Source organism: Nitrincola iocasae (genome assembly GCF_008727795.1).
Lineage (GTDB): Bacteria > Pseudomonadota > Gammaproteobacteria > Pseudomonadales > Balneatricaceae > Nitrincola > Nitrincola iocasae.
The window spans coordinates 3,377,622-3,394,163 of the sequence record NZ_CP044222.1; the positions used below are offsets into that span (position 1 = coordinate 3,377,622).

The 16,542-nt window shown below is 50.6% G+C and carries 10 protein-coding genes and 1 tRNA gene; 1 reads left to right on the plus strand and 10 read right to left on the minus strand.

All coding sequences use genetic code 11. The features are described 5' to 3' along the window. Nucleotides 1-3: 3 nt before the first annotated feature. The 7 genes from serB to queA form a co-directional block, all read right to left on the minus strand. Entirely contained in the window at nt 4-1,230 is a 1,227-nt protein-coding gene (gene serB, locus F5I99_RS15575; RefSeq protein ID WP_151057570.1) for a phosphoserine phosphatase SerB, read from the minus strand. Further along, entirely contained in the window at nt 1,227-3,614 is a 2,388-nt protein-coding gene (gene rnr / locus F5I99_RS15580; protein ID WP_151057572.1) for a ribonuclease R, read from the minus strand. Before rnr ends, serB begins: the two co-directional genes overlap by 4 nt. A gap of 93 nt (nt 3,615-3,707) precedes the next feature. After that, nucleotides 3,708-4,634, minus strand: coding sequence for a protein translocase subunit SecF (gene secF / locus F5I99_RS15585; RefSeq protein ID WP_151057575.1), 927 nt, complete (start codon nt 4,632-4,634; stop codon nt 3,708-3,710). A 9-nt stretch (nt 4,635-4,643) separates the two neighbouring features. Further along, nucleotides 4,644-6,497 (minus strand): protein translocase subunit SecD, encoded by a 1,854-nt coding sequence (secD, locus tag F5I99_RS15590; RefSeq protein WP_151057577.1) that lies wholly within the window; start codon nt 6,495-6,497, stop codon nt 4,644-4,646. A gap of 65 nt (nt 6,498-6,562) precedes the next feature. Then, entirely contained in the window at nt 6,563-6,892 is a 330-nt protein-coding gene (gene yajC / locus F5I99_RS15595) for a preprotein translocase subunit YajC (protein ID WP_151057579.1), read from the minus strand. A gap of 36 nt (nt 6,893-6,928) precedes the next feature. After that, nucleotides 6,929-8,059 carry a tRNA guanosine(34) transglycosylase Tgt gene (tgt, locus tag F5I99_RS15600; protein ID WP_151059260.1) on the minus strand — a complete coding sequence of 377 codons (1,131 nt, stop codon included), beginning with the start codon at nt 8,057-8,059 and terminating at the stop codon, nt 6,929-6,931. 14 nt (nt 8,060-8,073) lie between these two features. After that, nucleotides 8,074-9,123: a tRNA preQ1(34) S-adenosylmethionine ribosyltransferase-isomerase QueA gene (queA, locus tag F5I99_RS15605; protein ID WP_151057581.1), complete on the minus strand. Its 1,050-nt coding sequence runs from the start codon at nt 9,121-9,123 to the stop codon at nt 8,074-8,076. Nucleotides 9,124-9,266: 143 nt separating this feature from the next. Between queA and F5I99_RS15610 the strand changes: the two genes are divergently transcribed. Next, nucleotides 9,267-9,353, plus strand: a tRNA-Leu gene (locus tag F5I99_RS15610). Between the two features lie 34 nt (nt 9,354-9,387). Here F5I99_RS15610 and F5I99_RS15615 read toward each other — a convergent pair. Genes F5I99_RS15615 through F5I99_RS15625 form a run of 3 tightly spaced genes read right to left on the minus strand, consistent with a single transcriptional unit; the run spans nt 9,388 to nt 16,395 of the window. Further along, on the minus strand, nt 9,388-10,380 hold the full coding sequence (locus tag F5I99_RS15615) for a response regulator (RefSeq protein ID WP_191905872.1): 993 nt from the start codon (nt 10,378-10,380) through the stop codon (nt 9,388-9,390). 4 nt (nt 10,381-10,384) lie between these two features. Beyond that, nucleotides 10,385-11,626, minus strand: coding sequence for an EAL domain-containing response regulator (locus tag F5I99_RS15620; protein ID WP_151057585.1), 1,242 nt, complete (start codon nt 11,624-11,626; stop codon nt 10,385-10,387). Continuing rightward, nucleotides 11,626-16,395 carry a PAS domain S-box protein gene (locus F5I99_RS15625; RefSeq protein WP_151057587.1) on the minus strand — a complete coding sequence of 1,590 codons (4,770 nt, stop codon included), beginning with the start codon at nt 16,393-16,395 and terminating at the stop codon, nt 11,626-11,628. The genes F5I99_RS15620 and F5I99_RS15625 overlap by 1 nt, the downstream gene beginning before the upstream one ends. Nucleotides 16,396-16,542: the final 147 nt, after the last annotated feature.

Below are 16,542 nucleotides of genomic sequence, written 5' to 3' on the forward strand. Positions count from 1 at the left end.
TTCTCAGGAAATGATACCGTCTCTATCCCTAAAGCCTATCAGGTAGAGGATGCCGTCCAGCCCCAGTGTTGAAATCGCCTGTTTGGCACTTTCTCTGACCAAGGGTTTGGCTCTGAAAGCAATCCCCAGGCCAGCGATTGATAGCATCGGCAGGTCATTCGCACCATCACCTACCGCAATGGTTTGCTCTAGCTTCAACCCTTCACGCTCTGCGATTTCTCTAAGCAACTGCGCTTTGCGTTCACCATTGACGATTTCTCCGGTAACCTCACCAGTAACCTTACCATCGATAATGTCTAAATCATTGGCATAGACATAATCAAATCCGAGACGCTGCTGCAACCCCTTGGCAAAATAACTAAAACCACCCGACAGTATCGCCGTTTTAAAGCCCAGTTGCTTCAACTGAGACACCAAGGTTTCAGCGCCCTCAGTCAGCTTCAAACGGGCTGCAACAGTATCCAGAACCGCGACGTCCAGCCCTTTAAGCAACGCCACACGCTTACGGAAGCTGGCATTGAAATCCAGCTCACCACGCATCGCCGCTTCGGTTATTTCAGCGACCTGTTCACCGACGCCCGCTTCCTTAGCCAATTCATCAATGACTTCAGCTTCAATCAGGGTCGAATCCATATCAAATACCACCAGACGTCGATTACGCCGGTAGATATCGTCCTGTTGAAAGGCAATATCGACATCGTAATCTGACGCGGCCTGCAAAAACGCCTGTCGCAACGCTGACGCATCAGGTGGAATACCACGCACTGAAAACTCTACGCATGCCTTGGTACGCACTGATTCGGCCTGGGATTCCTGCAGCGAGACCCGTCCGGATAAACGATTGATATTATCGATATTCAAACCGTGACGTGCAGCAATGTCTGCCACTCTGGAAATGTGCAAAGCGCTGATACGGCGACCTAACAGGGTAATGATATGACGCGACTTCCCCTGGCCCGTTACCCACTGTTCGTAATCTTCCGGATTGACCGGTTCGAACCGCACGTGCATATCCAGCTCATGTGCCCGAAACAACAGATCGCGGAGTAAATTAGATGCGCCAGCCTCAGTCGGAACTTGGATCAGGATACCCAAGGACAGAGTGTTATGAATGACCGCCTGACCAATATCGAGAATATTGACACTGAAGTTAGCCAGAATAGCAGTCATTGCCGCCGTAACCCCCGGCCTGTCCTTGCCGGAGATAGTCATGAGTATAATTTCGTTCATCTGTCTCGTTTTTTTCGCGCGGAGGGTTTGGCAGAACGGCGCTGCTGACCACGCCCTTTACCACTGGCTTCATCAATTTTTCCGGCACGCACCTGATCCCGCTTAGTCGGTTTTTTAGGCGCAGCACCAGCCTTCTGGCCGGTTGAATCAGCCATATCAAAGTCGATTTTACGCTCATCCAGATCAACACGAACAACGCGGACTTTCAGCGGATCACCCAGCTTAAACACACGCTTGGTTCTATCACCCACTAAACGCTGTTTACCAGCATCAAAATGGTAGTAATCACTTGGCAAACCAGTAATATGCACCAGCCCTTCGACATACAGATCACGGATTTCGACAAACAGGCCAAAGCCGGTTACAGCGGCCACAACACCCTCGAAGCTATTGCCTATCTGGCTGAGCATGTATTCACACTTCAACCAGGACACCACATCACGGGTCGCATCATCCGCGCGGCGTTCGGTCATTGAGCATTGCTCACCCAACGCCAACATCTCTTCCATCACATAGCTTTTTATAAAAGCCGGATTCGCCACAAAACCTGACGGTCGATGAATACCTTTTACACGCTTTCCGGAATGAATTGCAGCACGAATATTACGATGCACCAGCAAATCCGGGTAACGACGAATCGGTGAAGTAAAATGTGCATAGGCTTCATATGCCAGACCGAAATGGCCTTTATTTTCCGGGCTGTACACTGCCTGTTGCATAGAACGCAGCATCATAGTTTGAATAATATGCTGATCCGGACGCGCTTCTATTGTCTCAGCCAGACGCAGATAATCTTTGGGTTCCGGTTTATCACCACCGGGCAGATTCAAGCCAAGCTCACCAAGAAAGCCGCGCAGATTTTGCAATTTCTGATCTTTAGGCCCTTCATGGATACGATAAAGTGCAGGCTGTTTATATTTTTCCAGAAAACGTGCAGTGGCAACATTAGCACAAAGCATGCACTCTTCGATCATCTTGTGCGCGTCATTGCGATGTACCGGCACGATGCGTTCAATTTTACGTTCAGGCCCAAATTCGATACGCGTCTCAACGGTATCAAAGTCTATCGCACCACGTTCTTCCCGCGCCATACGCAGCTTTTTATATAGTCCGTGCAACACTTCCAAATGAGGCACAACCGGGCCGAACTCGGAACGCAACGCTTGTTGATCTTCGGCTTCACCCAACAGCCCCAGGATCGTGGCTACTTTGTTATAGGTCAGACGTGCCTTGGAATTGATCACCGCTTCATAAAAACTGTAATCAGATAATTTACCGGCCCGGGTAATATTCATTTCACAAACCATGGCCAGGCGATCAACTTTAGGATTCAACGAGCAAAGACCATTAGACAGCAGCTCGGGTAACATCGGCACAACATATTCGGGAAAGTACACCGAATTACCGCGTTTGATCGCTTCATTATCCAGCGCTGTACCTGGTTGAACGTAATAAGAAACATCGGCAATAGCAACCCACAGACGCCAGCCACCGAAACGTTTCTTTTCGGCATACACGGCATCATCAAAATCTCTTGCATCTTCACCATCGATAGTGACCAACGGCAGATTACGCAGATCAACCCGATTCTTTTTATCCTTTTCTGCAACTTCCGGTGTCAGCTCAGCGGTCTGCTGTTCAACTTCTACTGGCCATTCATTGGGAATATCATGACTGTGAATAGCCACCTTAATTTCCATTCCAGCAGACAGATGCTCGCCCAACACCTCGATAACCCGCGCACGCGCAGGCTGACGGCGATTTGGGTATTGCAGGATTTCTGCCACCACCAACTGGCCTTCATCGTAATGCAGATCAGACTGCTCATCCGGAATAATCATCACCTGGTTGGTGATACGCTGATTTTCCGGAATCAGCGAGCCAAAACCATTATGACCATCAAAACGACCAACTACCTTACGAACACCGCGCTCCAGCACTTCAACGATTTTGGCTTCACGACGGCCTCTGGCGTCAAGACCCACTTCCTGAACCAATACCCTGTCACCATCAAACACTTCACGCATATTTCTCGGGCTCAGAAACAGGTCATCCTTACCATCATCCGGCTTGAGAAAGCCAAAACCATCACGGTGACCGATAACTCGCCCACTGATCAGATTCATTTTTTCAATCAGACCAAATTCGTTGCGCCGATTGGAAATCAGCTGGCCATCACGGCACATAGCAATCAAACGGCGACGAATCGCTTCAATATCGTCTTCATGCTGCAGGTGCAGTTCATCACAAAGATCCAGGTGCGATATAGGTGCACCCCATTTTTGTAGAAAATCGAGTATAAAATCACGGCTCGGTACAGGATTTTCATATTTCTGTGCTTCCTGTACGGCGTTCGGATCTTTTTCAACCCATTTTTTATTCATAGTGTATCCATTAATTAACAAGCGTGTCCTTTATCAGACACATGCGCCGCTCCTGCGTTGCCGACATAAAGGTCTGCTTTAGATTGTTTCTGATCAGGGAACGAGTTCCTCTTCTTCATCTTCTTTGGGCGGTGGCGGAATCAGATCTTCACGACTGACATTGAGTAACAGAAGAATATTCCCCGCCACATAAACCGATGAATAGGTACCGATTACCACACCCGTCAGCAGCGCAATCGAGAAACCGTAGATCATTTCACCACCAAAAAACGCCAACACCACCAGCACCAGCATGGTCGTCAGGGAGGTGACGAGGGTTCGGCTCAACGTTTCATTCAAAGATGCATTCAGCACCCCCAGCGACTCACTGACGCGAAGTATGCGGAAGTTTTCACGAATGCGGTCATATACCACGATGGTATCGTTCAAAGAATAGCCTATGACGGCCAACAGTGCTGCCAATACGGTCAAATCAAACTCAATTTGTAGCAGCGAGAAAAAGCCCAGCACGATAATCACATCATGGGCCAGCGCCAACACAGCGCCCACTGAAAACTTGTATTGAAAGCGGAATGCCAGGTAAATCATTACCATGATCAGTGCGACCAGCAACCCCAGCCCCCCTTGCTCACGTAACTCTTCACCTACCTGTGAACCAACAAATTCGTTACGGCGCAGGGTGACGGTAGAGTCGGCATCTTGCTGTAATATCTCCAGTATTTTCTGACCCAGTTGCGGATCATGCGCCTGGCCCAGACGAATGAGTATATCGTTGGCTGAACCAAAGGTTTGTACTACCGCATCACCATAATCATTGGCACGCAAGGCGTTGCGAATAGTTTCCAGTTCAACGGGTTGCTCATAGGTGACCTCAACCAGACTGCCTCCGGTAAAATCCAACCCCAGCTTCAATCCATTGATTGCCAGAGAGCCTATGGAAAGCAACAGCAAAAGGATAGAGAAGATCGCCGCAATGCGGCGAGCTCCCATAAAGTTAAAATCACGCTTTAGTTGTATCATCAATGCACCTCAGAGACCCAGCTTTTGCAGTTTACGGCCACCATAAGTCAAATTGACCAGCGCACGTGTGATTACCAGAGCAGCAAACATCGAAGTTATGATCCCCACCGACAGCGTGACAGCAAAGCCTTTAACCGGCCCCGTGCCCATGGCAAAGAGGATGATGGCCGCAATCAATGTGGTCACATTGGCGTCCAGAATAGTACTGAAAGCCCGCTCAAATCCCGCATGTATAGCTGACTGCACCGGTGACCCCGCTCGCAGCTCTTCTTTAATACGTTCAAAAATCAATACATTGGCATCTACTGCCATACCGACGGTCAGCACAATACCGGCAATACCCGGTAGCGTCAGCGTAGCGCCCAACATGGACATCACCGCAACCAACATCATCAGGTTGAGCGTCAAGGCAATATTGGCCAAAAGACCAAATACCCGGTAAAACACCGCCATAAACAGCAGCACCAAGGCAAAGCCTATCTTGACTGAGGTCACCCCCATTTCAATATTAGCGGCTCCAAGACTTGGCCCAATGGTGCGCTCTTCAACAAAGTAAATGGGTGCAGCCAGAGCACCGGCGCGTAACAGCAGGGCCAGCTCAGACGACTCTTGAGGACTATCCAGACCAGTAATACGGAACTGATTGCCCAGCACACTCTGAATAGTGGCCAGTGAAATCAAGCGTTTTTCCGTATAGGGCACACGGCGCTCTACTGCTTCGCCATCAACCTGTTCAGTAACAAAGCGGGTCTTATGTTCAACAAATACCACCGCCATACTTCGCTGCAGAGCATTACGGGTAATCCGGCTCATCATCTGGCCACCACGTGCATCCAGTGTGATAGATACCTGCGGCATACCGTTTTCATCAAAGGTGGAGTTGGCATTGGCAACGCTGGAACCGGTGATAATGATATCCCGCTCCAGGGTCGCCCGACGATCCGGGTTATTGCGGAACTGAAATACTTCAGTCGCTGCACGACTGGCATCCCCCATGGCTTCCAGTCGGAATTCCAGGTTAGCCGTTTGCCCGATCACGCGTTTGGCTGCCGCCGCATCCTGAATACCAGGCAACTGCACAACGATACGATTGCTACCCTGACGCTGAACCAAAGGCTCAGCTACACCCAACTCATTAACCCGGTTACGCAAGGTCGTCAGGTTCTGATGGATAGCATAATCTTCTATTTCACCTACAGTTTGCTCATTTAATGTGATCAACAAAAACCAGGCATCGTCTTCCTGAGCCGTTTCAAAAGTGAATTCCGGAAAATCACGGCGTAGTTTGCTTTGCGCCAGATCCAGTGCTTCCGCATCAGCAAAGCGCGCTGCCAGTAAACCATCATCATTCAACTCGACTGAACGATAACGTATACGCTGTTCACGTAGAGTGGTTCTGATATCACTGGCATAGACTTCAAGACGCTGTGTCACGGCTTGAACTGTATCCACTTCCATCAGAAAGTGTACACCGCCGCGCAGATCGAGCCCCAACGTCATGGGACCGGCGCCTAATGATGTTAACCAGTCAGGGGTTGTAGCGGCAAGGTTCATAGCCACCACATAATCATCCCCGAGTGAACGCGCCAGCGCTGCTCTGGCTAGCAACTGGGCATCACCATCTTTAAAGCGCAGCATACCGGTTTCATTTTCCAGTTCTGCACTTTTAAATTCAATGCCTTCCTGTTCCAGCAAGCTAACAGCCTGCTCGATTACACGGTCATCCACCTGATGTATGGCGCGCGATCCGGAAATCTGTACGGCATAGTCTTCAGGGTAGAGATTGGGCGCTGCATAAATACCGGCAAACACCAGCACTATGACAATCAGCAGATTTTTCCACAAAGGGTAGCGGTTGAGCATATTGCTCCATCCTCGGTAAACAAAAGCGCCACTTCAACAAGTGGCGCTCACGCTGGATTCAGCCTTCAGATATCCTTGATAGTACCTTTGGGCAGCTCGGCCGCCACATGTGCTTTCTGAAACTTGAGTTCCACACCATTGCTGACTTCAAGTACCAGATAGTCATCAGTAAGACGGACCACTTTACCAATAATACCGCCTGCAGTGATGACTTCATCACCCTTGCTCAGACCACCGATCAGTGCTTTATGTTCTTTGGCACGTTTTGCTTGAGGACGCCATAAGAAAAAATAGAAAATCAGTGCAAAACCAACCAAAAACAACATATTAAACATGCCGGATTCCATACCGCCAGCACCAACTTCTGCATATGCAGGAGAGATAAAGAAGCTCATTAAGACATTCCCCAGGTTATTTAAAACTCAATTGTATTAAAACGTATTCGTATCTATCAGTGGTGGCGTTTCCATCCCCCGAGCACGATAGAAATCGTCCACAAAGGCGGACAATTTACCCTGTTCAAGCGCATTGCGCAAACCAGTCATCAGTGTTTGATAGTAATGCAGGTTATGCAGAGTACTTAACTGCGCCCCAAGCATCTCACCACACTTATCTAAGTGATGTAGATAAGCCCGACTGAAGTTTTTACAAGTGTAGCAGTCACAATTTTCATCTAATGGACGGGTATCGGTTTTATTTACCGAGTTACGGATTTTCACCACACCGTTGGAGGTAAATAAAAAGCCATTGCGTGCGTTGCGGGTCGGGATAACGCAGTCAAACATATCCACCCCGCGACGCACCGCTTCAACAATATCTTCAGGCTTGCCAACTCCCATTAGATACCGCGGTTTATCTTCAGGCATCCGGTGCGCCAGATGATCCAATACACTGATCATTTCATCCTTAGGCTCACCTACAGAAAGCCCGCCAATGGCATAACCATCAAAACCTGTCTCTACCAGCCCAGCCAGCGACTCGTCACGCAAGTGTGGGTACATGCCACCCTGAACTATGCCGAACAGCGCTGAGGGGCTATCACCATGCGCCTCTTTTGAGCGCTTGGCCCAGCGCAACGACATGCGCATGGACTCAGCGGCTTCGGTTTCCGTGGCTGGATAGGGGGTGCACTCATCGAAAATCATCACAATATCCGAGCCCAGCGCCTGCTGCACCTGCATGGATACCTCAGGGCTTAAAAACACCTTACTGCCATCCACGGGAGAGCGAAAAGAAACGCCTTCTTCGGTAATTTTGCGCATTTTGCCCAAACTGAACACCTGGAAACCACCTGAGTCGGTCAGAATGGGACCCTGCCACTGCATAAAATCATGCAGATCACCGTGCAGATTGATGATCTCGGTGCCCGGACGCAACATCAGGTGAAAGGTATTGCCCAGAACGATCTGTGCACCCAGCGCTTTTACGTCGCGTGGCAACATGCCTTTAACCGTGCCATAGGTGCCCACCGGCATAAACGCGGGTGTTTCAACCTCACCCCGCGGGAAGGTCAAGCGCCCCCGACGGGCTTTGCCCTCAGTCGTCAGGCACTCAAACTGCATAAAACATTCTCTACTCACGCTTGCTCCTCGGCATTTAAATCCTGGCGGGTCATAAACATGGCATCACCATAACTGAAAAATCGGTATGTCTGCTGAATCGCTTCAGCATAGGCCGCTTTAATATGGTCAGATCCGGCAAAGGCTGACACCAACATCAGCAAGGTCGACTCCGGCAAATGAAAATTAGTGATCAGCGCATCGACACTGCGAAACTGATAACCAGGATAGATAAAAATATTACTATCACCGCAAAAGGCCTGAATTTCTCCACTCTGGCTGGCACTTTCCAATGAACGCACACTGGTGGTTCCGACGGCGACCACACGCCCCCCTCTGGCACGGGCAGCCCGCACAGCGTCACACACAGCTTCAGGTACATCAATATACTCTGAATGCATGTGATGATCTTCAACCCGATCCACTTTCACCGGCTGAAAGGTACCCGCGCCAACATGCAAGGTGACATAAGCCGTTTCCACGCCCAATGCCTGCAACTTATCCAGCAGCGGCTGATCGAAATGTAATCCGGCTGTCGGCGCCGCGACGGCTCCCGGTTTACGGTTATATACCGTCTGATAGCGTTCGCGATCTGACTGTTGATCATCTCGTTGCATATAGGGGGGTAAAGGCATATGGCCATGTGCCTCCAAAGCCGTCAGCAGATCACCGCCCAGATCAAACTGCAAAACAAACAGATTTTCCTGCCGTCCCAACACCTCGGCTTCAACCCCACCTTCAAGCAGCAACCGACTACCCGGTTTGGGCGCCCTGCTTGAGCGTATATGCGCCAATGCCCGCTGCTCGCCCTGGAGACGCTCAATCAGCACTTCGATTTTACCCCCCGAGGCTTTTTGGCCAAACAGGCGCGCGGGTATAACCCGGGTATCATTAAATACCAGTAGATCACCCGGTCTAAGCAGTTCGGTCAGTTCACTGAACTGGCGGTGCTGCCGCTCCCCAGTGTTGCCATCCACACACAATAATCGGCTGGCACTGCGTGTTTCCAGTGGAAACCGGGCAATTAATTCATCAGGTAGTTCAAAGGTGAAATCACTTACACGCATCGTCAATCATCATCAAAAATCAAGGTGCGGTATTTTACCCCAAGCAAAAGATTTTTTCAGTGCGGATTGACCCATGCAATAAAGTGCTTATAATAGCCGCTCTGTTGCAAAGGTATGTAATGCCTGTGTAACACGATCATGTTGGCGGTGTGGTGAAATTGGTAGACACGACGGATTCAAAATCCGTTGCCTTAACGGGCGTGGCGGTTCGAGTCCGCCCACCGCTACCAGCAAAAATAAACAGTTAAACCGATACAGTCCTAGTCATGAGTCTCCGGAAAGCGCCTTATCGATCTTTTCCAGCAGCGTTTTACGGGTGTAAGGCTTAACTACATAGCCTGATGCACCAAGCTTCAGACACTCCACGACCACTTCCTTTTCATGTTCACCGCTGATGATAATCACAGGTGCTGTAACTGTATCCGGATGGCGGCGCAGGTATTTCATCACATCCAGGCCAGACATCCCCGGCATCATCAGGTCAAGCAAAACCAAATCAAACTGCCGTCGACGCATCATATCCAGCCCATCACTGCCATTTTCTGCAAAGCGTATCTCATAATGCTCTGCCATCAGCAGTTTGCGTAGTACGCTACGTTGAAACTGATCATCATCGACCACCAACACTTGCTTTTGTGGTCCCTTAGGGATTTGCGATGCAATCGACTTACCATCAATCAGTACCTCTTCTTCGTAAGCCGACAGCAATTGAGCCATATCGGGTTCTTCGAAACCTGGTGTGCTTCGAACACGCTCAATCCAGCTGGTTTGCTCTGCCACAGTTTTTTTCAACGCAGCCACTTCCCGCAACAACTGCTTGGCATCATCATTATATTTCAAATCATCTATGGCCTGACGCACAGACAGGACCAAGCGGTAGGGATCATAGGTTAATGGCCAATAGACCACATAATCATTGATCAGGCGCTCACCATAGAGCGTATAAGCACGCTTTACATCGGACTTGCTGCACAGAGCCAACACCCGATAGGGCTTTAAGGGGGTTTTAAGGGAAGCGTTAAACAGTGACTCTGACAGGTGTGCGGCAACACCGAGGTCTTCAAATGCCAATATCAGCACGTCGGCATAAGAGAGACTGAACTCGTGTTGCAGGTCCGTGACGGAGCTAGACACTTGCATGATCAGTTTTTCAAATTCATCGCGTAATTGCGCATAAACAACTTCTACGATGCTTTTATTACTACCGGCAATAAACACCACCGAGTGTTTATTCATTAACAGACTACCTGTCAACATGACGTCAACCCTCCTCTGATTGCTGGCCGATAGCATTGAGTTCAGCTCGACGACCCTGCCACGTCTCAACCCAGCCTGACAAGTGTTCGGCTGGCATCGCACGAGCAATCAGCCACCCCTGAGCGACATCGCACCCAGCCTCTCGCAAGAAGCACCAGTCTTCAGGCTGCTCCACCCCTTCGGCTACAGTTTTCAGACCCAATTGCTGTGCCAGATTCAGACTGGCTTCAACAATAGTTCTAGCATAACTATCATGACTAACGCCACGTACAAAGCTGCCATCTATCTTCAGCTCATTGAAGGGAATATCGTGCAACTGACGCAAGGATGAATGCCCGGTACCAAAATCATCTATCGACAGGCTGATTTTTTTGATTCTCAGGCGAGTCAATATATCCAGGGATGCCAGAGGATCACTCATCACACGGCTCTCAGTCACTTCAAGCATCAGCGCCGATGCCGGCACACCTAACTCGTGCAACAAACTTTCAATACGATCCGGGAAGTCCAGGCTGGCCAGATTATCCATGGATATATTTACAGCCACCTGCAGCGCCATACCTTCATCATTCCAACTCCGGACTTGCTGCAATGCAGCCCTGAGCACCTGTTGTGTCAGTTGATCGATCAGCCCGGCTTCTTCGGCGACCTGAATAAACTGATCCGGTAGCACCAGACCATCATCCGGATGCTGCCAGCGCACCAGGGTCTCAACACCCAGCAACTGACCATCGCGCAGACTGACCTTGGGCTGATAATAATTAACCAACTCGCCAGAATCCAGGGCCTGCCGTAAGGCAGCCACATCATAACTTGGCCGCCGAGGACTTGCGGACAGCAACGGGCCAGATTGCTGCAGGGCTGATTGGTGGGCAAGAGCCCGAACCATAATAGCTTTCAATGCAGCCTGGGAAACAGGTTTCTGCATGCCACCCAGCACTTTGAGACGATGATGCAGTGCCAGATTTTCGGCCGTGGCGATAATACGCCAATCCTCACCGCTGACCAGGACCAAACCACCACGATAGCCAAGGTGCACCAACTGACGGACAAATTCTATACCGTCCATACCCGGCATCTGCAAATCACAGAATACCAGATCTATGCCATGCAGTTGCTTACTGAGCACTTGCAGCGCATCCTTGGCCGAATGCTGCGCCAACACATCATCATAGCCCAGCTTTGCCAACTGCTTGACCAGCAAATGACACATAAACGGCTCATCATCAACGACCAGCATTCGCATTAGTCGCTCTCCGTTGAGCCAATATGCTTCTCTATCGCTTGCAGCGTTGCGTCTACTTGTTCTTCAAAGACTTGTAGACAGGCTTCAACATCATCATGTCGGTTTGACTTGACTGCTTGTTCTAGTTTGGCACAGAGCTCACCCAGACGTAGCGCTCCCACCGAGCGAGACGATGATTTGAGCTTATGTGCAACACTTGCGATCTGATTCAGATCATGCGCTTGCCAGGCCTGGACAACCGCGTGTGCATGTCCTCGCACCGATTCCAGATAATCACCCAAGAGCTCGTTTATAACCTGCTCATCACCGCCTACCAGCTCACTCAGTACCATCGGATTCAGCAAAACATCAGTACTATCTGCCGCGTGCTCCACATCCTGTATCATGCTGCTTTCCTCTTGCTGTTGCGAAACGGGCAACCAGGTTTCCAGTGCAGCTTGTAATTTGGGTAATTGCACCGGCTTAACCAGGTAGGTATCCATTCCAACCAGTGCGGCCCGATCCGATTCGCCGCGTAAAGCATTGGCCGTTAGGGCCAGGATAGGGAAATGCTGCCCGTCTGCTTCTTCATGACGTATCTGGCCGGTTAACTCATAGCCATCCATCTCTGGCATGTGCAGGTCGGTCAGTAACAATGCAAAGCGCCCTGTACGCCACATTTCCAAGGCCTGCTGTCCATTATCGGCTATTTCAGCGCTATAACCGAGTAAGCGTAGCTGCTGCAGAATCACTATCTGATTAATCTCATCATCTTCAGCCACAAGAATCAGTTGATCACTGGACTGGCTTTGATGCTTGAGTTTGACTGACAACGCCTCAGCCGACACCGCTTGTTGCCGAACGTATGCGGTCGGTGGTGATGCGAAACCGGCACAAATGCTTAGCGCCTGCAAAAATGCCTCACGACTTAACGCATCACCATCCAGTAACACCTGCTCCGGATCATCAATACGCGCACGCCGCCTGCGACCTTGCTGAATCTGCAAGTGACGCAAATGCGGCAAACTGGCCAGCAAACCAGATAATCGCGGCACTTGAGATTGTCCATCGGTAATTAACACCACCGGTGGTGTCTGGCAGGACAGCACAGCTGCCAAAGATTCCTCTTGTGCCAACACTACCGCTTGAGCTCCCGCTGCCATGACATAGGCGGCCAGATCCTCGGCAACGTAAGTCGTTGCTGGCAAAATGACGCAATTCAAGCCTTTCAGGTCTGGCCAACTGGGAGCGACATTGGTATCTGACACCTGCATAGGTAGCAACAGGGTAAACTCTGACCCCAGATCAGGCTGACTCTCTACGCAGATTTCGCCTTCCATCATGTCCACCAGGCGCTTACTGATCGCCAGGCCAAGCCCGGTACCTCCAAAGCGCCGGGTGGTATCTGATTCAGCCTGCGTAAAGGGATCAAACAGCTCTTTCAGTCGTTCACGCTGGATGCCAATGCCATTATCTTGAATGATAAGGCGCAAGGTTTGATCCATACCGGCCAGCACCCGCACAGCCACCTTACCACGTCGTTCACGACCACCGGAAAATTTGATCGCATTACCTATCAGGTTATACAGCACCTGACGCACCCGTACAGGATCAAGCTGCACATGGCATGGTAATTCCGGACTGACAAACACCGACAGGTCCACTTGCTTATCCAGAGCAAGCACTACCAATGAGCTGCACAATTCCTCTACCAGCTCACCCAGATCAGTCGTTTCTGGATTGATCTCCAAACGTCCAGCCTCGATTTTGGAGAAATCGAGGATATCATCAATAATCCCCAGCAAAGTGCGGGCAGAACGTTGAATGGTTTGCACCAGCCCGCGCTGATAATCACTCATATCATCCTGACCCAGCACATCAATGAGTCCGAGCACGCCGTTCATAGGCGTACGAATCTCGTGACTCATGGTAGCCAAAAATGCCGATTTGGCATGACTGGCTTCTTCCGCTTCAACCCGTGCATTGATCAGTTGATAAATTAGTGAGCGCCGTTCACTGATATCTCTGAGAGTACCGGTAAAGTAGATCTGCTCATGTATTTCATAGCGACTGACAGCCAGCTCGAGTGGAACCAATGTGCCATCCTTGCAGCGCCCCTCCACTTCACGACTCGAACCCACCACACGGGCAATACCTGTTTGCAGGTAATTATTTAAGTAGTCGTCATGCTCATGACGGTGGGGATCAGGCATCAGCATCGATACATTTTGTCCGAGCATTTCATTGCTGGAATAGCCGAAAATTTTTGTCGCTGCCGGATTCAGTCGACGAATAATCCCCCCTTCGTCGATGGTAATGACGCATTCAAGCAGGTTATTGAGCACTGCTTCGATTTCCTGCTCCTTAGCATTCAATGCCCGTAGCGCTTCACCACGCTCTTCAACACGGATGCGCAGTTTTTCGTTCAGCAGTTGTAGTTGCTCTGTGGCCTCATGCTGCAAGGTGACATCGTGTGCCGAGGCATAGATCAGCCCATTGGGTTGCGGCAGAGCTTTCCATTCCAGCCAGCGCCAACTGCCATTTTTACACAGATAACGGTTTTTGAACTCACTGGCACGCTCACCGATGTTAATTTTTACCACTTCCTGTTCAGTGATTTCCCGGTCATCCGGATGCACCAGATTGAAAAATGGCTGACTCAGCAGTTCTTTTTCAGTCCAGCCGAGCATCTGGGTAAAGGCTGGATTGATACGTTTGAAATTGCCCTGATGATCGGCAATGCACAGCAGATCCAGCGACAAAGAAAAGAAACGATCCAGCTGCTCCTCGGCTTCCTTGCGGGCAGTTACATCCTGCAACACCACTAGTGAGCCAACCCCTTCCTCCATTTCATAAGGCACCGATGACCACTCAGCCAAAAACGGCGTGCCATCCAGACGCACACAGGTCATGGTCAGACTTTCCGATAGGGTTTCACCGGCAGAAATTCGCCGTATCCGTTCGGCAATGGTGGCACGATGTTCCGGCTGCACCAGTGCCAATAATGAATGACCCACCACCTGTCCCAGAGACTCTGCGGCAAAGGTGTTGATGCCTTGAGGATTCAGATAGACCACCTCCCCCTCATACTGCAGCAGAATAGTAAAGGGAGCTGTTTCAATCAGGCTTCGATAACGGCTTTCACTCTCTTGCAACGCCAGTTCGGTGGAACGTCGATGGTGTAATTCTTCACGCAGCTCATGGGTGCGCCGAGCTACTTCTGCACGGGTAGCAGCATAACGACCGGCACTACCCAATGTCGCAAACACGGCCATGAACGCAGCAATAACTGAGAAACCAATATACAACTGTTCTTCCAGCGTTGAACCCGGCTTCCAGGCTGGCATGGCAGACTCCATCTCCAACCGCCAGGTGCGGGATGCGATATCGATATCCCTAACCCATCCTGGCGTTTGCTCTTCGGGTAGAGTATTCCACAGGACAGTACGAGACTGCGGTTCGGTGACATCACTGACCCTGAGATTGACACCGTGTGCCTCAGCCACCTGAACCAGCGGTGCCAACCAGGTTTTTACGTCATAGAGCCCAACCACAAAACCCTGCAACGGCACCTCATCACCAGAGATCCCCTGATGCAAAGGATGGGGGGCATTCTGATAAACGGCTTGATAAACCAGCACTCCCGGTCGACCGTTGCGCAGCAAAGGGACCATCGGCGCCATAACCGGCCGACCGCTTGAGCGTGCCTGCTGCATCGCCTCAACCCGTGGTCGTTCAAAACCGTGATCAAGACCCAGAGCGATGGCATTGTCTGCTGCGGGTTCGCTAAACAGAACGGGAAAGAGTTCTTCTCGCTGGGCAAGCGGTGATACTTGCTGATCCGAAACCAGCTCAAATACCTGCCCCTGTGTCTGCAACAGGTTTCGTTCAAAGTCTTCAAGCTCTGAACGCAAGACCCGCGGCGCCCAGTCGATAGCCAACACCGCGGGCTCATCAGTAATGAAGCGCGTGTAACTGGCAAACTCTGAGCGGTGCACCCTGACACTGGAGACAAAGAATCGCTCCACACCAACCAGCGGCTGAATCAGGTTAGGCAGGGTTTCAAAACGCAGATCACTAATCTCTTCAAACTGTCGATCCAGCGCCAATTGACTGCGACCTTTTTCCAGCCGGGCCAGAGCGTAATTTCCAAGCAGCAGCAATAGTATCGTGATGACCAGCGGCAGAATGATGCGATAGCTACCCACCTGCAGCCCCGAACGCTTGCGATCTTGCCAGAGTAACAGCAGGATTGGCGTAAACAGTAAAACCCCCAAGGTATCACCAGCCCACCAGATCAACCATTCCGTGCGCAGATTTTCGGCCACCAACATACCCAATTGGTACTGATTGAGCACCCCGACTGTCGGAGCTATCATGCAGGTCAGAGGTCCGGCCAATACTAAAAAGCGCAGCAGGTCCGCATCTTTTGCCAGTGGATCAGGTCGTCGAATCAGGGATCTAACTAGGGTTGCAGCAATCACCGCCTGCAAGGAGGATGCCGAAGCATTGAATACACCAGACAAAAGAATTCCGCTACTCTGCTCCATCCATAGATCGATCAGCAGACTGCCCAGCCAGATACCAGGCCAACACCCACGCCCTAAAATCAGCAAGGCCGCCAACCCCAGTCCGGCCGCTGGCCAGAAGGGCGCCGCATAACCTTCGGCAAAAGCAGACAATATAGTCAAAACACCTACCAGAGCATAACCCAGCGACAGCACCAGTATATGTACCAGCCGGGTAGAAAGCGGGTTATCTGTAGACGAGGTTATCTGGGGCTCTAGCATCTGGACGAATTACCTTTTTGTAGTGCTTTACTATAGAGCACTGGACATCATTGGGCCACCATAAGCGCAATGAGTTGATCTACATCATTGATTGATGTGCTTGCGCTTGCGGTCACAATTGTTTATCTGCACAATCCTGGCTTCACG